This window comes from Gordonia sp. w5E2 (assembly GCF_036540975.1).
In the GTDB taxonomy this organism is placed as follows: Bacteria; Actinomycetota; Actinomycetes; order Mycobacteriales; family Mycobacteriaceae; genus Gordonia; species Gordonia jacobaea.
On record NZ_CP144213.1, the window covers coordinates 3,656,158 to 3,673,359 of the forward strand.

The following is a 17,202-nucleotide window of genomic DNA, read 5'->3' on the forward strand; positions in this document are numbered from 1 at the left end:
CCGGCTAGATGGGATCTATAGGGGTGGATTTGTCGCGCGCCGCGACCCTGTGTGCGCGGGCGTGCAACGAACTCAGTACATCGTCGAGCTCGGCGGGCCCAGCGGTGGCCAGTCCGGGAACCAACGTCATGAGTGCCATCGTCAGTGCCGAATCAGCATCGGGCACAACCGCGCTCAGCGCCGACACGTGCGTCGACAGATCACCGAAGCTGACCGCACAGACGTCGGGCAGGATCGCCGCATCCGGATCGCAGGTCACAGCATCTGCGATGAGATCGAACAGCGACGCCTGCTCATCACCTTCGGCGGGATCATCGGCCTGATCGGAGTCGATGACCATGCTGGCGTCGCCGACGACGCGCTCGGGGTCGTCGACGAGTTCGGCGAGCAGCCGGACGTATCGGGCGGCCATCCGCTTCACCGTCTCCTCGTCGAAAAGAGCTGTGGCGTAGGTGAACTGGGCACGCAGCGCCCCGCCGCGGGCCTCCCGCTCCGGATCGTTCGGGAAGAAGGTGAGCGCCAGGTCGACCTTCGCAGATGTCAATTCCTCGCGCACGGGCTCGACGGTGAGTCCGTCGAGACGGAGCACCGGGAATTCGACGTTCTGGAACGCCAGCATCACCTGGAAGATCGGGTTGTGCGCGGTCGGCGGCCGCGACATGATCCGTGCGACGATCTCGTCGAAAGGGATTGCGGCATGCGACATATCGGCGAGGTCGTCGCCGCGGACACGGTCGAGCAACTCGAGGAACCGCTCGCCGCCGTCGACCCGGGTACGCAGCGCAAGGGTGTTGACGAACATTCCGACGACGTCCTCGAGCAGCGGCTCACCGCGACCCGCGAACGGTGTGCCGATCACGATGTCATCTCGGCCCGAGAGCCGCGCGAGCAGCACCGCGAACACCGCGTGTGTGACCATGAACTGGGTGGTGTGGTGTTTGCGGGAGGTCTCCTCGAGCTTGGCGACCACGTCGGACGGGATCTCGAATTCGACTGCGGCGCCTTCGAAACTCGGTGTCTTCGGGCGCGGTTTACTCGCAGGAAGCTCGAGGATTTCCGGCAGGCCCGACAGCCGCTCCTGCCAGTAGGAGAGTTGGCGCTCCTGCTCGGACACCCCGTCGTCGACCACCGCAAGTCGTTCGGAGAGCCACATGCTGAAGTCGGCATACTGCACGGCCAGGGGCTTCCACGCGGGTTCTGCCCCACCGTGCCGTGCGGCGTACGCCGCCATCAGATCACGCGCGAGCGGCATCATCGATGCACCGTCGGCGCTGATGTGATGGACCACGAAGACGAGGACGTGCTCGTCCGGGGAGACCCTGAGCAGCACCGCCCGGACCGGTGGCCGCACGGTGATGTCGAAGCCGGCACCGGTGATCTCGGCGATCTCAGCGCTCAGGGAGCCCGCGACGTCGCGTACCTCGAGCAGCACATCGTTGTCGAGCGCGTCGGCGGGCATGATCACCTGCACCGGTTCACCGTTGATCATCGGATAGACGGTGCGCAGAGCCTCGTGACGCCTCCCGAGGTCGATCGTGGCACGGGTGAGCGCCGGGACGTCGAGGTCGCCGGACAGCCGCAAAGCCATCGCGACGTTGTACGCGGCGGACTCGGGTTCGGCCCGATTGATCAGCCAGAGGCCCCGCTGCATGCCGGACACGTGCACGAGTTCGGTGCGGCTGCGCGCGTGGAGCGCAGGCATGCCCTGCCCCGTCGGCCCCGACGTCAATGCCGCGGCGAGCGCGGAGACCGTCGGACGCTCGAAGAGCAGCTTCACCGGCACCTGGCGGTCGAGAAGCGCCGCCAGGCGTGCCGTGACCTTGGTCGCCGAGAGTGAACTGCCGCCGAGATGGAAGAAGTCGGCATCGGCGGAGACGCGTTCGAGCCCGAGTACCTGGCCGAACACACCTGCGACCACCATCTCCAGCTGCGACCCCGGCTGGCGATATGGGGCCGCGGTCCCGAAGTCGACCGCCGGCAACGACTTTCGATCGATTTTCCCCGATGTGGTGAGCCGGAACTCGTCTACGACGACGAGCGTGTGCGGCACCATGTAGCCGGCCAGTCGCGTGGCCGCATGCTCGAGGATGTGCGCAGGATCTGCGGACGCACCTTCGGCCAGCGTCGCGTAAGCCACCAACACATCGTCACCGTTGGGCGCGGGCACGCCGAGGCACACCGCGTCGGTGACGAGAGGATGGTCGACGATTGCCGCCTCCACCTCCCCCGGTTCGATACGCAGTCCGCGGATCTTGAGTTGGAAGTCGGTGCGTCCGATGTAGCGCAGATCGCCACGCATTGTGCGGATCACGCGATCGCCCGTGCGATACATCCGCTCACCGGGAGCGAATGGGTCGGCGACGAACCTCGACGCCGTCAGGTCGCTGCGGCGATGGTAACCCCGGGCGAGTTGGACGCCACGCAGATACAGCTCGCCGGGAACGCCCGTGGGGACCGGCCGGAGCGCGCGGTCGAGCACGATCGCACCGACACCAGGGATGGACAAACCGATCGACACCTCGTCGTGCTCGGTCATCGGTCCGGCCGCGGTGGCCCAGATGCTGACTTCCGTTGGGCCGTAGAGGTTGTGGAATCTGCGCCCCGCCCTCGCCCAGCGTCGCATCAGGTCTGGCGGGCACGCCTCCCCGACACTGATCACCCGACGCAACTTCGGCACCGCCGCCGGCTCGATGGTGCCCAGCGCCGATGGGGTCATCACCGTGTGGGTCACGCCCTGATCCCTCATCAGGGTGGCGAGTTCGTCGCCCCCGAACACCCCCGCGGGACTGATGACCAGGCGGGCACCCTGCCCGAGCGCCATCAGGATCTCGAAGATCGACGCGTCGAAACTCGGTGACGCGACGTGCAATACGCGCGACTCGCTGCTCACTCTCAATATCGTCTGCTGGTTGGCGACGACATTCGACAGTCCGCGGTGGCTCAGCGCCGCAGCTTTGGGACGTCCGGTCGACCCGGACGTGTAGATCAGATACGCGAGGTCGTCGAGATGCGGTGTGCGGACCAATTCCGCGTCGCCCAGCGGCGCACCGCTGTGGCCGGCAAGTCGGAACTCGGTGTCCTCGTGACCGATGACGAGCCAGTCCACTGCGTCCGGGAGGCGCGAGGCGCTCTCCTCGACGCTCAACCCGACCGCCGCTTCGCTGTCGGCGAGGATCTCGGCGATGCGCGCAGCGGGCAGCGCCGGGTCGATACTGACGAATGCCGCGCCCGAGGCGGCGACCGCCATCATCGAGAGCACCGACTGATGCGAACGCGGAACGCAGATCGCGACGATGTCACCGGGACCGACACCCATCGAGACGAGTTCGCGGGCGAGCTGATTGGATCGGGCCACGAGCATCGACCAGGTGATCTCCGACGTGCCGGCGATGGCCAGCGAGTGCGGGTCGGCCTGCTCGGCGCCCGCCCTGAAAAGGTCTCGCAGCAGTGCGGGCTCCGCGAGTGCCTCGACACCGGAAATCAGCTCTGCCCGGTCCTCGTCGGCGACGATGTCGATGGTCCCGACCGAGCGCGCAGGCGCGGCGACCATCGTTCGCAACACCAAATCGAGTTGTGCGGCAACGCGTTCCGCGGTGCGACGCTCGAAAATGTCAGCGGCGTAGGAGAGTTCGAGATCGTAACCACCCGAGTCAGCCTGATCGGTCACCGTGATCGACAGGTCGAACTTCGCGGCGGGCACCCGCGCGTCGATGAGTCGGGCCGATTCGTCGAAGTGATGCAGCGTGGTCGCGTGCCCCGGGTGCATCGTCAGTGCGACCTGGAAGAGCGGGGTGTGCGAGGCGGAGCGTTCCGGACTCACCGCGTCGACGATCCACTCGAACGGGATGTCGGCGTGCCGAACCGCGCGGGTCTTGGTCTCGTGGGCGCGCTCGAGGAGGTCGGCCACGGTGTCCACAGACGACACCGCGGTGCGTAGCACCACCGTGTTGACGAACATTCCGACCAGTTCCGCTGTCGCCGGCTCGTCTCTGCCCGCCACAGCCGTGCCGATCGAGACCTCATCGACCTCCGCCCACCGCGACAGCACGATCGCCAGCGCCGCGTGCACCACAGTGAACGGTGTGACGCCGCGATCTCGCGCGAGGCCCCTGATGCTCGTCGCGAGTTCGGCATCGATGACTGCATCGATGTAGCCGCCCGCCCCGGTCGGCAGGTGCGGCCGAGGGCGATCGGTGGGAAGCATCAGCAAATCGGCCATGTCCGCGAGCTCGGTTTGCCAGAACGACAGGCCCTCGGCGGCACGTTCGGTCGGCGACTCCAACTCGCCGAGGAGTGTGCGCTGCCAGATGGCGAAATCGGCGTACTGGACCTCCAAGGGTTCGAGGTCGGGCTTCGTGCCGTCACGAAGGTGCGTGTAGCCGACCACCAGGTCGCGGATCAACGGCTGTAGCGAGAACCCGTCGCCTGCGATGTGGTGCAACACGGTGACGACGACGTAGCCCTCGCGATCACGCAGGATGCGGATCCGGAACGGGATCTCACGTACGAGATCGAAGCCCCGTGCCGCCTCGGCTGCGATCAACTCGTCGAGACGATCCACCGCGTCGAACACCTCGGTGTCGAGGAACTCCATCGCCTCGGCAGTCGTGAGGATCTCCTGCACGGGCTCGCCGAGGTGGGAGCCGAAACGTGTGCGCAGCGTCTCGTGACGCTCCACGAGAAACTCGATCGACGCGTGCAATGCGTCGACATCGACTTCGTGACCGAGTCGCACGGCGCCGGGCATGTTGTAGGTCGCGGCGCCCGGGTCCATGCGATTGACGAACCACAGCCGAGTCTGCGCGTGCGACAACGGAATGACCGCTTCCCGTTCGAAGCGGCGTAACACCACATGTTCGGGCTCGCCACCGAATTCGGTCATATCTGCGATCCCACCGATGTCGACAGCCGAGAACACGGTGGTCAGATCAACCTGGAGATCTCGTTCGCTACGCGCGCGCGAGACGAGACGCGCGGCCATCAGCGAGTCGCCACCCAGCGCGAAGATGTTGTCGCGCAATCCGATCCGCTCAACACCGAGGAGCTCGGTGATCAGTGAGGAGAGCGCGAGCTCGACTCGCGTTCGTGGCGCGACGTACTCGACGGAGCGGTTCAGTTCGGGTACGGGAAGCCGCTTCCGATCGAGCTTGCCCGAGGGGTTCAACGGGAACTCGTCGAGTCGCATCGCAGCAACCGGGACCATGTGCGATGGCAGATGCCCGCGGCACCATGCCAGTGCGGCACTCTCGGTGACGTCCGTGCTCTCGGAACGGACGTACGCGACGAGCACGGGTCCCGCGGCGAGGTCGGTACGAGGCACCACCGCACTCGCATCGACTCCGGGCATGGCGTCGAGGACGGCCTCGATCTCACCCGGCTCGACGCGTTGTCCACGGATCTTGATCTGGAAGTCGGTCCGTCCGAGATAGTGCAGACTCCCATCGTCTGCCCACCTGACCAGATCGCCGGTTCGGTACATCCGAGTGCCCTCGGGCCCGAACGGGTCGGCGACGAATCGTTCCGAGGTCAGCCCGGCACGACCGACATAACCGTCGGCCAGTTGGATACCGGCGAGGTAGAGCTCACCCGCGACACCGACCGGCACCTGAGCCAAGGCGCCGTCGAGGACATGAACCCGAGTGTTGGCCACCGGCGTACCGATGGGCACCGGACCGTCGTCGCTGCCCACCGTGCACTCGGTGACATCGACCGCCGCCTCGGTGGGGCCGTAGAGATTGACCAGATCAGCGTGCGATCCGTCGATCACCCGCTCGGCGAGACTCCGCGGAAGAGCCTCACCTGAGGTGAACACGAACCGGACCGTCGACGGCAGAAGCGTCGAGTGCCCCTCGTTCGCCAGCACCTCGGTGTACACGTCGAGCATCGACGGAACGAAGTGCAGGACGGTGATCCCGCGCGAGATGATCAAGTCACGCAGATACGCGGGATCGCGGTGGCCACCCGGCTTGGCGATCACCAGCCGAGCACCCCGCCCGAGCGCCCAGAGCAGCTCCCACACCGAAACGTCGAAGGTGAACGGAGTCTTGTAGAGCACGACGTCATCGGTCGCGAGGCCGTAGTTGTCCTGCATCCAGGCGAGTCTGTTGATGACCGCCTCGTGGCTGACCTGCACGCCCTTGGGCACGCCGGTCGAGCCCGAGGTGAAGATGACGTAGGCGGCAGTTGCCCCGCCGCCCACAGTTCTCCTTGCGCCGTCGTAGATCCTGCCGTCGCCGAACCCACCAGGTCCGAACCCGACGTTGACGAGGTACTCGTCGTCGATCACCACTCGCGCGCCGACGGCATCGGCGATGAGCGAACGGCGCTGGTCGGGCTGCGTCGGGTCGACGGGGACGTACGCCGCGCCCAGGGTGAGTACCGCGTAGATCGCGACGACCTGGGCGGGCCCACGGTCGAGCGAGACGACAACGTGATCGCCCTGGTCGACTCCCGCCGAACGCAGCGTGGCCGCGAAGCGCCACCGCAGTTCATCGAACTCCCGGTATGTCCACTGATGGTCGCCGAACTCGACCGCGGTGGCCGTCGGTGTCTCACCGACCGCGGCCTCGAAACCGTCGAGCAGGTGGGCAGACGGCGTCGGGAGCGGCCGGAGCGGGCCTACGCCGAGGTCGAGGAGATCCGCGCGTTCGCCGGGGAGCAGCAGATCGAGGTCGCCGATGGGAGTGTCCAGGTGCGCCAGGACGCGATCGAGGAACGCGAGGAAGCGCTCGAGGTGGCCGCGCAGTTCGGCCTCGTCGTAGAGATTGGGGTTGCCGTGCAGGTCGACGCCGATCCGTGCGGTGGGACTCGCTTGGTACAGGTTGAGCCGCAGATCCTCGAGGATGCCCGACGCCAGGATGTGGTAGTCCACGGTCGCACCCGCCATCTCGACGGGCTTGTCGAAGAACATGATGTTCACGATCGGACCGAACGACGCGGTGTTGGCGTCCTGCAGTCCCGCGTCGAGGCGGATGTCTTCGAACCGGTAGCGCTGGTGCCGGAGCACACCGGTGAACTCGAGCTGCGCCTGGTCCACGAGGCCGCGCATCGACAGTCGCCTCACGTCGCGAAATCGCACGGGCAACATGTTGGAGACCATGCCGGCCGCACGCTTGATCTTTGCCGTGGCCCGGCCGGTCACCGGAAGGCTGAGAACGACATCGTCGGTTCCCGCCATCCGGGCGAGAAATGCCGAAAATCCGGCACTCAGTAGCACCGCAGGCGAACTGTTGAGCGACGCGGAAAGACGCTCAATGGTCTGCTGGCGCGCGGAATCCATCTCGGTGGCGGCAACGGCATTGCAGGGCGAGAGTGGAGCCGCTGCGGATTGCTGAGCGAGGGTGACTCGTTCAGGAAGATCATGGACGCGATCTGCCCAGTATTCGCGGTCAGCCTGGCGGCGGGTGCCACTGAGATACTTCTGATCGTCGGCAACCAATTCATCGAGCTTGGCGCCGGGTTTGGAGACGTATTCCGCACCCGTGACCGCCGCGTTGTAACGGTTGAGAATCTCGTATACCACGGTCAGCGCTGCGTATCCGTCGAGGGCTATGTGATGCGCACGCACGTACCAAAAAATGCGATCATCGGCGACGCGAAGAAGTGCACCGACGACGAGGGGGTCCGACAGCAGGTCCATATTGCCGCGATAATCGGAATTCATCCAGTCACGGGCGCGAGCGACCGGATCGGCTTCGCCGCGAAGGTCGACAACCTGCAAATGGTTGTCGATCGACTGGTCAACAACCTGCATCGGCACACCGTCGACCTCGACGATCCGCGTGAAGGCCATCTCGGTCTCACGACCTGCGTCGACGATCAACTGGCGAAGAAGTTCCTCATCGAGCGGCCGATCATCATCCCTGATGTCGATGTACTGCGCGACGGTTACCGAGTAATCAGGAGAGAGACTTTCCGCAAACCACATGCCGCGCTGCGCGGCCGTCAACTCGAGCAGCGGACCACCGAGGCCCGCTTCACGACGATCGTCCGCCGTGTGCTGTTGGCTCATATCCTCACTCCCGGGTTGTACCGACTCGCCCCGATCCCCGCTGGCTACGCCGGCTGGCTGCGGCCGGCCTGCCCTGGAAACCGATCCCGCCATTTACCCGACCTAGTCTCACCCAAGGTGTATTTCTACGGAAGGAAACGCTAGACAATTCAATCGAAGGAAGTAGTTCAGAATTGATTACCAGGGCGGATTAGGTGACAAAAATGCTTTCCCGACTTTGATCGCTCATCTCCACCTCGTCGTTACACATGTCCCCTGAACGGGGTAACTTTCTCGCGCATCGAAATCGATCTGCGGAAAAGTAGATCAGGTAGACATTCGACATGTAGTCTGCGCTCATTGCGGAATCCGGATCATTTTGGCGATCCGGAATGCGGTGGTGCGCAGGTCACGCCACCGGTACAGATGGTCATCACATGGGAGAGGAGTGCCGAATGGCACACCCGTTCCGCAGACACGTTGCCTCGCCGAGCACCGGCTCGGGCGCTCGGCATCGTGCGGCCCCCGAGGTCGCCATCACCGCCAATGGCCTGCGTAAACGCTTCGGAGACCACACCGCCGTCGAAGATGTCACCTTCGACGTCGAGAAGGGGTCGATCCTGGCGCTCCTCGGACCGAACGGTGCAGGAAAGACCACCACGGTCAACATGCTGTGCACCCTGCTCAAGCCGGACGACGGCTCGGCGACCGTCGCCGGTCACGACGTCGTGGCCGACGCCGCGGCGGTCAGACGATCCATCATGCTGACCGGCCAGTTCGCCGCACTCGACGAGTCGCTCAGCGGACGCGCCAACCTTGTCCTCTTCGGCAGGCTGATGGGGCTGACGAAGCGGGCCGCGCGCGAGAGAGCCGACGAACTACTCGTCGACTTCGGCCTGACCGACGCCGCCGAGCGCCGCGTCGGAAAGTACTCGGGCGGTATGCGACGTCGAATCGATATCGCTTGCGGCCTGGTCACCCGCCCTGAGGTGGTCTTCCTCGACGAACCGACAACGGGCCTCGACCCGCGCAGCAGGCAGGACGTCTGGCGGCTCGTCTCCGCACTTCGGGATCAGGGCGTCACGATCTTGTTGACCACCCAGTACCTCGAAGAAGCCGACTCCCTCTCCGACCACATCGTGGTGATCGACAAGGGCCGGGTGATCGCTTCGGGAACCGCGGCGGAGCTCAAGGCCGCGACCGGTGCCTCGCACTATCAGGTGACACCAACCGTTGCGGAGGAACTCGAACCCCTGCTCGCCTGCCTCGGCGATCTCGGCGCGACGCGAGCGAGCGCACAGTCGGACGATGCGACAGTGAACGAAGCCGACTCGATCTCCGTGTCCGTGCCGGCGCCAGAGGGTGCCGACACCTTGGTCGAGATCGTTCGTCGAACGACGCTCGCCGGAATTCGTCTGTCCGACATAACATTACGGCGCCCGAGCCTCGACGAGGTATTCCTCGCACTCACCGGTCCCGACGCCACGTCCGACAACGACCTCCACGAGGAGCACCCGTCCGACCGGAGCGCGAGCGCATGACCCAGGCAGCTCCGAAGAAGCTCACCGCTCTCGTCGCTGCACCCGAGTCGGGAACCGAGCCGCACGCTCGCGCACTGACACAACTCTGGGTGCTCGTCGGACGAGGAGTCGGCGGTATCGTCCGCAACGGCGAGTTCATCTTCGCGTTCGTCGCCCCGGTGCTGCTCGCGGTCTGCTTCTATCTGCCGCTGCGGTCCATCATGGACTCCGATCCGGGGATGGACTACGCACAGTTCCTGATGCCGATCATCGCGCTGCAGTCGGTGGGTTTCGTCGCGTCCGCCGCCGCCATGCGGGCCGCGAACGATGCAACGAAAGGCGTGCACACCCGCTTCCGTACCCTTCCCATGCGCTCATGGGTTCCGGTGTCCGCGCGACTGGGCACCAACGGACTCCTGCTGACTCTCTCGATCACGTGTGCCACCGCAACCAGCCTGGTCATGGGATGGCGCCCCCACGGCTCGGTGGCCGAGACAATCGGACTCTTCGCCGTTGCATTCGTGGTCGGGCTACTCATCGCAGCGGTCGCCGACGCCATCGGCCTGTTGTCCGACAGTCCGGAGGCGACGAGCCAGGCGCTCTCACTTCCGATACTGATCCTGGGCATGATGTCCACCGGCTTCGTTCCCGAGAGCCAGTTTCCCGAATGGATCGCCCCCTTCGTGCGCAATCAACCGATCTCGCAGTTCGCCACGTCGATGCGCGCACTCGGTGACGGAAGTGCCACCCGGGAGATACTCATGCCGACGGTCTGGTGGTGCATCGGCTTGGCCGCCGCAGCGGTGGTACTCGGCGTCTTCGGAGCCAGAAAGGCCGCTCGATGACCACTCAGATGCCGGTAGCGGCCCCTCGGTCCGAACGCTCGTTGCGCGCATGGGCATCGCAGAGCGGCGCGCTGACGTGGCGCCAGGTGTCGGTGATGGTCGGCGACAAGGGGATGCTCGTCCAACTCGTCGTGGTTCCCGTACTCACGCTGCTCATGTTCAAGGTGGTGCTCGGCGACGCGATCGGCGGTGCAACGGGACAGGACAGCTCGTACTCGACAGTGCCCCTGGTCATTCTCGTGAGCGCCATGTTCGGTTCCGTTGCCGCGGGCGTGCGTCTGAACTCCGAGCGCGGTACGGGATTGTTGACCAGGCTGTACGTCCTACCGATCCATCGCGCCGCAGATCTCACCTCACGGCTCGGCAGCGAGGTGGTCCGCATCGTCGTCGTGACCGGGCTCCTCCTCGCGCTCGGTACGGCCATCGGCTTTCGGATCACCGGCGGTGTCGCCTCGGTCATCGGGATCATCGCCGTCACGCTGATGTTCGGCATCGCTTACGCAACCCTGGTACTCGCACTCGCAGTGAGCGCAGGACCATCCGCTCCGCTTGTCCCCCTACTGTCGTTGATCTCGAGCGTGTTGATGTTCTTCAATTCGGGCTTCTCCCCCATCGACGCCTACCCGGGATGGCTGCAGCCGATCGTCGCGAACCAACCCATGACGCCGACGATCGAGGTGATGCGATCGCTGGCAAGTGGCGGACCGGTGGCGCACAACTTCGTCAAGGTGGCGATCTGGTCGGTCGCCATCATCGCCGTCTGCCTCATTCCGGCGCTGCGCGGCTATCGACGCGCAGCCACCGCGCACTGAACCCACTTGACCCACAGCACGCACTCGACCACGCAGCGTGCTGCCTCGCGCTACCGTCGGATTCATGACAACCGACAAAACCGGAGCCGAAACCAACGTCACCCACCTCGCGGACGAGAACCGCTATCAGATCAGCGTCGACGGCAGGGTCGCGGGCCTCACCGCCTACCGGGACCGCGATCATGGCGGGAGCGCCGAGCGCGTTTTCTACCACACCGAAGTGGGTCCCGATTTCGGCGGACGCGGCCTGGCCACAATCCTCGTCAAGGAGGCGCTCGACGACTCGATCGCCGCGGGCAAACTGATCGTCCCCGTGTGCCCGTTGGTCCGACACTTCTTGTCCGAGCATGCAGAGTATACGGACAAATCACGCAAGGTGACCACAGACGACATCAACTGGATTCAGTCGGTGACCACGTAGCAGCAATCGGGCCAAAAGTCCCTGGTCCGGCGTGCATCGTCGAACTTATTCTGAATGTGTGAGCGGGGGTGGACGACCGCTCACCGCGACGGTCGAGCTAGTCACCGGCCACCTCTCCGGGTGAATAGCAGCGCACCGATCACCGACCCGCCTGACCATGTCGTCAGGCGGGTCGAGTCGTTTCTGCCGTCGGCACACCGCCACATACCGACGACAATGGCCCGCCCCTGGAAAGGGACGGGCCATTGCCGACTGTGAAGTTGTATGGAGGCGGCTCTTACTTGGCCTTCTCCAGCACCTCGACGAGACGCCAGTGCTTGGTCGCGGACAGCGGGCGGGTCTCCATGATCCGCACGCGGTCGCCGACGCCGGCATCGCCCTTCTCGTCGTGGGCCTTGACCTTGCTCGTGGTCCGGATGATCTTGCCGTACAGCGCGTGACGCTTACGATCTTCCAGCTCGACCACGATGGTCTTCTGCATCTTGTCGCTGACGACGTAACCGATGCGCTCCTTGCGACGGTTCCGCTCAGCGGTGTTGGTTTCGGTCACCTTCTGGTCCTCACTCATGCGTCATCACCATCCGGTCCCGACGCCAAACCAAGCTCACGCTCGCGCATCACGGTGTAGATGCGTGCGATCTCGCGACGCACGGTCCGCAGACGACGATTGTTGTCGAGCTGGCCGGTGGCCATCTGGAACCGAAGGTTGAAGAGCTCTTCCTTCGACTCTTTGAGCCGGTCGACCAGATCGGTGTCGCTGAGATCACGAAGCTCAGCTGCTGCAACTCCGAGTGCCATCAGAACTGCTCCTCTCTGGTCACGATCCGGGTCTTGATGGGCAGCTTGTGCTGTGCGCGGCGCAGGGCCTCGCGAGCGGTCTGCTCATCGGGGTAGGTCATTTCGAACAGCACGCGACCCGGCTTGACCGGGGCAACCCACCACTCGGGCGAACCCTTACCGGAACCCATGCGGGTCTCGGCGGGCTTCTTGGTCAGCGGGCGGTCGGGGAAGATGTTGATCCACACCTTGCCGCCACGCTTGATGTGCCGGTTGATGGCGATACGAGCGGACTCGATCTGACGGTTGGTGATGTAGGCGCTCTCCAGAGCCTGGATGCCGAAGTCACCGAACGTCACCTTGGTGCCGCCCTTGGCCTGGCCCTTGAGGCTCGGGTGATGCTGCTTGCGGTGCTTGACCCGACGAGGGATCAACATGCCTCAGCCCTCCTGCTTTTCTGCTCCGGCGCCGGCGCCAGCAGTTGCCTCGGCAGGAGCCTCCGCTGCCCGACCTGCGTCGGTGCTGGTGGCCGTGGTGCCAGAGGCACCGCTGCGGCGAGGACGGCTGGGACGACGCGGACGACGATCTTCAGCTGCCGGCGCGGCTGCGGACAGCTCGCGCTTGCCACCGACGATGTCACCCTTGTAGATCCAGACCTTCACACCGATGCGGCCGAAGGTCGTCTTGGCTTCGTAGAGTCCGTAGTCGATGTCGGCGCGCAGCGTGTGAAGCGGCACGCGACCTTCGCGGTAGAACTCACTGCGGCTCATTTCTGCACCGCCGAGGCGACCCGAGCACTGGACCCGGATGCCCTTCACGTTCGGCTGACGCATCGCCGACTGGATCGCCTTGCGCATCGCACGACGGAACGCCACGCGGTTGCTCAGCTGCTCCGCGACGCCCTGCGCCACGAGCTGGGCCTCCGACTCCGGGTTCTTGACCTCGAGGATGTTCAGCTGGACCTGCTTACCGGTCAGCTTCTCCAGGTCGCCACGGATGCGGTCGGCCTCGGCGCCACGGCGGCCGATGACGATGCCGGGACGAGCGGTGTGGATGTCGACGCGAACGCGGTCACGCGTGCGCTCGATCTCCACCTTGGCGATGCCTGCACGCTCGAGCCCCTGCGAGAGGAGCTTGCGGATGGCGACATCTTCCTTCACGTACTCCGCGTACTGCTTGTCGGCGTACCACCGTGAACTCCAGTCGGTGGTGATGCCCAGACGGAAGCCGTGCGGGTTGATTTTCTGGCCCACTGTCAGGCTCCCTTCTTCTTCGGCTGACGCGACCGGCCGCGTGCGGACGATGCCTTCTCAGGAAGACTCTCGACCACAACAGTGATGTGGCTGGTGCGCTTGCGGATACGGAACGCGCGGCCCTGTGCGCGCGGCTGGAACCGCTTGAGCGTGGGGCCCTCGTCAGCAAAGGCGGTGGCGACAACGAGGGTCCGGCGATCCAGATCCAGGTTGTTCTCCGCGTTCGCGACAGCGCTTGCGAGAACCTTGTAGACGGGCTCCGACGCCGACTGCGGTGCGAACCGCAGGATGTCGAGCGCCTCGTCGACGTTCTTGCCGCGGACCAGGTCGAGTACACGACGGGCCTTCATCGGCGTCACGCGAACGAACTTGGCCGTGGCCTTCGCGGTGGGATTATCGGTCTGCGTAGTCATTACCGGCGCTTCGCTTTCCGGTCATCCTTGATGTGACCCTTGAAGGTACGGGTGGGGGCGAACTCGCCCAGCTTGTGCCCGACCATGTTGTCCGAGACGAACACCGGGACGTGCTTGCGACCGTCGTGGACGGCGAAGGTGTGACCGATGAAGTCGGGGATGATGGTCGAACGACGCGACCAGGTCTTGATGACCTGCTTGGTGCCTTTTTCGTTCTGCGTGTCCACCTTGGCAAGCAGGTGGTCGTCGACGAACGGGCCCTTCTTGAGGCTGCGTGGCATTCTCTAACTCCCTCCTGTGCTTATCGCTTGTTCTTGCCGGTGCGACGGCGCCGGACGATCAGCTTGTCGCTGGCCTTGTTCTTACGGGTACGGCCCTCAGGCTGACCCCACGGGCTGACCGGGTGGCGACCACCGGAGGTCTTGCCCTCGCCGCCACCATGCGGGTGGTCGACCGGGTTCATCACGACACCGCGGACGGTCGGGCGCTTGCCCTTCCAGCGCATACGGCCGGCCTTGCCCCAGTTGATGTTCGACTGCTCGGCGTTGCCGACCTCGCCGACGGTTGCGCGGCAGCGCACGTCGACGCGACGGATCTCGCCCGACGGCATACGGAGGGTCGCGTACGCGCCTTCCTTACCGAGGAGCTGGATCGAAGCGCCCGCGCTGCGAGCCATCTTCGCTCCGCCACCCGGACGCAGCTCTACAGCGTGCACCTGGGTACCGGTCGGGATGTTGCGCAGCGGCAGGTTGTTGCCGGGCTTGATGTCGGCGGCGGGACCGCTCTCCACCACGTCGCCCTGGGACAGACCCTTGGGCGCGATGATGTAGCGCTTCTCGCCGTCCACGTAGTGGAGCAGTGCGATGCGGGCGGTGCGGTTCGGGTCGTACTCGATGTGAGCGACCTTGGCGTTGACGCCGTCCTTGTCGTTGCGACGGAAGTCGATCAAGCGGTATGCGCGCTTGTGACCGCCGCCCTTGTGCCGGGTGGTGATCCGGCCGTGTGCGTTACGTCCACCGCGACCGTGCAGCGGACGAACCAGCGACTTCTCGGGGTAGTCGCGGGTGATCTCGGCGAAATCAGCGCCGGAGGATCCGCGACGACCCGGGGTCGTCGGCTTGTACTTACGAATAGCCATGAGTTCTCAGTCCTTCTCTGAAGTCCCGGTCAGCCGACCGGTCCTCCGAAGATCTCGATGGGCTTGCTGTCTGCGGTCAACGTGACGATCGCGCGCTTGGTGGACTTGCGCTGGCCGTAGCCTGCGCGGGTGCGCTTGCGCTTGCCCTGGCGGTTCGCGGTGTTGACGCTCGTGACGGTCACATCGAAGATCTGCTCGACGGCGATCTTGATCTGCGTCTTGTTCGAGTCCGGGTGAACCAGGAAGGTGTAGACGTTGTCCTCGATGAGTCCGTACGACTTCTCCGAGATCACCGGCGCCAGGATGATGTCACGCGGGTCAGCCTGCGTAGCCATGCTCAGGCCTCCTCTGTCTCATTGGCGACGGACTTGGCCGTCGACGTGTTCTGTGCGATGAACGCGTTGAGCGTCTCGACGCTGAACACCAGTTCGTCCGACTCGAGGACGTCGTAGGTGTTGAGCTGATCGGGAGCGATCGGCAGCACGTTCTTCAGGTTCGCAACGCTCTTCCACGCGGTCAGATCTTCGCGGCCGAGCACGACGAGGAACTTACGTCGGGTGCTCAGTGCCTCCAGGAACTGCCGAGCGCTCTTGGTCGACGGCGCCTGGCCTGCGACGAGCTCGGTGATGACGTGAATGCGCTCGTTACGAGCACGATCACTCAGCGCGCCGCGCAGTGCGGCTGCCTTCATCTTCTTGGGGGTGCGCTGGCTGTAGTCACGCGGCTGCGGGCCGTGGACGACGCCACCACCGGTGAACTGCGGTGCGCGGGTCGAACCCTGGCGGGCGCGACCGGTGCCCTTCTGGCGGTACGGCTTGGCGCCGCCACCGCTGACCTGTCCACGGGTCTTGGTTGCGTGTGTGCCCTGGCGAGCGGCGGCCTGCTGGGCCACCACGACCTGGTGCATCAGTGCGATGTTCGCGGGTGCGTCGAAGATCTCGGCGGGCAGATCAACGGTTCCGTTGGTCTTGCCGTCGGCGGTCTTGACGTCCAGCGTCAGCTTCGTTGTGGTTTCGGTGCTCACTTCGCACCACCCTTCACAGCGTCACGGACGACCACGATTCCGCCCTTACGGCCGGGGATGGCGCCCTTGATCAACAGCAGACCGGCCTCGGCGTCCACCTTGTGGACGGTGAGGTTCTGCGTGGTCACGGTGTCGTTACCCATGCGACCGGCCATCCGCATGCCCTTGAAGACACGACCCGGGGTGGCGCAGCCACCGATCGAGCCGGGGGCACGGTGCACGCGGTGCGCGCCGTGGCTGGCACCGAGGCCGGAGAAGCCGTGGCGCTTCATCGCGCCGGCAAATCCCTTGCCCTTGGAGGTGCCGGTGACGTCGACCAGCGCACCGTCGGCGAAGATCTCGGCGGTCAGTTCCTGACCGACCTCGAACTCGCTGGTGTCGGCGACGCGGATCTCGGCCAGGTGGCGACGCGGCGTAACGCCTGCCTTCGCGAACTGGCCCGCGACCGGCTTGGTCACCTTGCGGGGATCGATCGCGCCGTACGCAAGCTGCACGGCGGTGTAGCCGTCGCGGTCCTGGTTACGGAGCTGGGTGATGACGTTCGGGCCTGCCTGAATGACAGTGACCGGAACGACACGGTTGTTCTCGTCGAAGACCTGGGTCATGCCGAGCTTGGTGCCCAGAATTCCCTTGGTCGCGCTCTGATTACTCATGATTTCTCTTCGCCCCCGCCCTACTGGATGTTGACGTCGACACTGGCCGGAAGGTCGATGCGCATGAGCGCGTCGACGGTCTTCGGCGTCGGGTCGAGGATGTCGATGAGTCGCTTGTGAGTACGCATCTCGAAGTGCTCGCGGCTGTCCTTGTACTTATGCGGCGAGCGGATGACGCAGTACACGTTCTTTTCGGTGGGCAACGGCACCGGGCCGACGACGCGTGCACCCGTACGGGTCACGGTCTCCACGATCTTGCGCGCCGAAGCGTCGATCGCCTCGTGGTCGTAGGCCTTGAGCCTGATGCGGATCTTCTGTCCCGCCACGCTGTGTCCTCTTCCGTCAGTTGTTCTCGA

General features: G+C 65.1%; 16 protein-coding genes. 4 read left to right on the plus strand and 12 right to left on the minus strand.

Annotation, left to right across the window (positions count from 1 at the left end; genetic code table 11):
• Positions 1-4: 4 nt before the first annotated feature.
• Positions 5-8,011 carry a non-ribosomal peptide synthetase gene (locus RND64_RS16480; protein ID WP_064868411.1) on the minus strand — a complete coding sequence of 2,669 codons (8,007 nt, stop codon included), beginning with the start codon at positions 8,009-8,011 and terminating at the stop codon, positions 5-7.
• A 434-nt stretch (positions 8,012-8,445) separates the two neighbouring features.
• Between RND64_RS16480 and RND64_RS16485 the strand changes: the two genes are divergently transcribed.
• The 4 genes from RND64_RS16485 to RND64_RS16500 all read left to right on the plus strand — a co-directional run bounded on the left by RND64_RS16485 (position 8,446) and on the right by RND64_RS16500 (position 11,588).
• Complete coding sequence (locus tag RND64_RS16485) at positions 8,446-9,531, plus strand: ATP-binding cassette domain-containing protein (protein ID WP_331436169.1); 1,086 nt, start codon at positions 8,446-8,448, stop codon at positions 9,529-9,531.
• Positions 9,528-10,355 (plus strand): ABC transporter permease, encoded by an 828-nt coding sequence (locus RND64_RS16490; RefSeq protein WP_049698837.1) that lies wholly within the window; start codon positions 9,528-9,530, stop codon positions 10,353-10,355. The genes RND64_RS16485 and RND64_RS16490 overlap by 4 nt, the downstream gene beginning before the upstream one ends.
• Complete coding sequence (locus RND64_RS16495; protein ID WP_049698836.1) at positions 10,352-11,167, plus strand: ABC transporter permease; 816 nt, start codon at positions 10,352-10,354, stop codon at positions 11,165-11,167. Before RND64_RS16490 ends, RND64_RS16495 begins: the two co-directional genes overlap by 4 nt.
• A 64-nt stretch (positions 11,168-11,231) precedes the next feature.
• The gene (locus RND64_RS16500) at positions 11,232-11,588 is read left to right on the plus strand and encodes a GNAT family N-acetyltransferase (protein ID WP_049698835.1); all 357 of its coding nucleotides are present in this window, start codon (positions 11,232-11,234) and stop codon (positions 11,586-11,588) included.
• A gap of 277 nt (positions 11,589-11,865) precedes the next feature.
• On the opposite strand, the gene rpsQ is transcribed toward RND64_RS16500, so the two are convergent.
• From rpsQ to rpsJ, 11 genes are read right to left on the minus strand one after another with little or no spacing between them, the layout of a single operon-like run.
• Positions 11,866-12,156 carry a 30S ribosomal protein S17 gene (rpsQ, locus tag RND64_RS16505; protein WP_005203958.1) on the minus strand — a complete coding sequence of 97 codons (291 nt, stop codon included), beginning with the start codon at positions 12,154-12,156 and terminating at the stop codon, positions 11,866-11,868.
• A complete protein-coding gene (rpmC, locus tag RND64_RS16510) occupies positions 12,153-12,386 on the minus strand; it encodes a 50S ribosomal protein L29 (protein WP_005203954.1) in 234 nt (77 codons plus the stop codon). The genes rpsQ and rpmC overlap by 4 nt, the downstream gene beginning before the upstream one ends.
• Positions 12,386-12,802 carry a 50S ribosomal protein L16 gene (rplP, locus tag RND64_RS16515; RefSeq protein WP_005203950.1) on the minus strand — a complete coding sequence of 139 codons (417 nt, stop codon included), beginning with the start codon at positions 12,800-12,802 and terminating at the stop codon, positions 12,386-12,388. The genes rpmC and rplP overlap by 1 nt, the downstream gene beginning before the upstream one ends.
• A gap of 3 nt (positions 12,803-12,805) precedes the next feature.
• Entirely contained in the window at positions 12,806-13,618 is an 813-nt protein-coding gene (rpsC, locus tag RND64_RS16520) for a 30S ribosomal protein S3 (protein WP_005203947.1), read from the minus strand.
• Positions 13,619-13,620: 2 nt separating this feature from the next.
• Entirely contained in the window at positions 13,621-14,031 is a 411-nt protein-coding gene (gene rplV / locus RND64_RS16525) for a 50S ribosomal protein L22 (RefSeq protein ID WP_005170314.1), read from the minus strand.
• The gene (gene rpsS / locus RND64_RS16530; protein ID WP_005203946.1) at positions 14,031-14,312 is read right to left on the minus strand and encodes a 30S ribosomal protein S19; all 282 of its coding nucleotides are present in this window, start codon (positions 14,310-14,312) and stop codon (positions 14,031-14,033) included. The genes rplV and rpsS overlap by 1 nt, the downstream gene beginning before the upstream one ends.
• Positions 14,313-14,332: 20 nt before the next feature.
• Complete coding sequence (rplB, locus tag RND64_RS16535) at positions 14,333-15,169, minus strand: 50S ribosomal protein L2 (RefSeq protein WP_049698834.1); 837 nt, start codon at positions 15,167-15,169, stop codon at positions 14,333-14,335.
• A 29-nt stretch (positions 15,170-15,198) separates the two neighbouring features.
• Positions 15,199-15,504: a 50S ribosomal protein L23 gene (gene rplW, locus RND64_RS16540; RefSeq protein ID WP_005203935.1), complete on the minus strand. Its 306-nt coding sequence runs from the start codon at positions 15,502-15,504 to the stop codon at positions 15,199-15,201.
• Positions 15,505-15,506: 2 nt separating this feature from the next.
• Positions 15,507-16,193 carry a 50S ribosomal protein L4 gene (rplD, locus tag RND64_RS16545; RefSeq protein ID WP_005203933.1) on the minus strand — a complete coding sequence of 229 codons (687 nt, stop codon included), beginning with the start codon at positions 16,191-16,193 and terminating at the stop codon, positions 15,507-15,509.
• Positions 16,190-16,846: a 50S ribosomal protein L3 gene (rplC, locus tag RND64_RS16550; RefSeq protein WP_049698833.1), complete on the minus strand. Its 657-nt coding sequence runs from the start codon at positions 16,844-16,846 to the stop codon at positions 16,190-16,192. Before rplC ends, rplD begins: the two co-directional genes overlap by 4 nt.
• 20 nt (positions 16,847-16,866) lie before the next feature.
• Positions 16,867-17,172: a 30S ribosomal protein S10 gene (gene rpsJ / locus RND64_RS16555; protein ID WP_003938093.1), complete on the minus strand. Its 306-nt coding sequence runs from the start codon at positions 17,170-17,172 to the stop codon at positions 16,867-16,869.
• Positions 17,173-17,202 lie beyond the last annotated feature (30 nt).

Bases quoted from the DNA above. Each gene is read 5' to 3' on its own strand.
- rplV (WP_005170314.1), bottom strand. From the start codon at position 14,031: ATGACTACGCAGACCGATAATCCCACCGCGAAGGCCACGGCCAAGTTC.
- rplW (WP_005203935.1), bottom strand. From the start codon at position 15,504: ATGGCTACGCAGGCTGACCCGCGTGACATCATCCTGGCGCCGGTGATC.
- rplP (WP_005203950.1), bottom strand. From the start codon at position 12,802: ATGTTGATCCCTCGTCGGGTCAAGCACCGCAAGCAGCATCACCCGAGC.
- rplC (WP_049698833.1), bottom strand. From the start codon at position 16,846: ATGAGTAATCAGAGCGCGACCAAGGGAATTCTGGGCACCAAGCTCGGC.
- rpsS (WP_005203946.1), bottom strand. From the start codon at position 14,312: ATGCCACGCAGCCTCAAGAAGGGCCCGTTCGTCGACGACCACCTGCTT.
- RND64_RS16480 (WP_064868411.1), bottom strand. From the start codon at position 8,011: ATGAGCCAACAGCACACGGCGGACGATCGTCGTGAAGCGGGCCTCGGT.
- rplB (WP_049698834.1), bottom strand. From the start codon at position 15,169: ATGGCTATTCGTAAGTACAAGCCGACGACCCCGGGTCGTCGCGGATCC.
- rpmC (WP_005203954.1), bottom strand. From the start codon at position 12,386: ATGGCACTCGGAGTTGCAGCAGCTGAGCTTCGTGATCTCAGCGACACC.
- RND64_RS16500 (WP_049698835.1), top strand. From the start codon at position 11,232: ATGACAACCGACAAAACCGGAGCCGAAACCAACGTCACCCACCTCGCG.
- RND64_RS16485 (WP_331436169.1), top strand. From the start codon at position 8,446: ATGGCACACCCGTTCCGCAGACACGTTGCCTCGCCGAGCACCGGCTCG.
- rpsQ (WP_005203958.1), bottom strand. From the start codon at position 12,156: ATGAGTGAGGACCAGAAGGTGACCGAAACCAACACCGCTGAGCGGAAC.
- RND64_RS16490 (WP_049698837.1), top strand. From the start codon at position 9,528: ATGACCCAGGCAGCTCCGAAGAAGCTCACCGCTCTCGTCGCTGCACCC.
- RND64_RS16495 (WP_049698836.1), top strand. From the start codon at position 10,352: ATGACCACTCAGATGCCGGTAGCGGCCCCTCGGTCCGAACGCTCGTTG.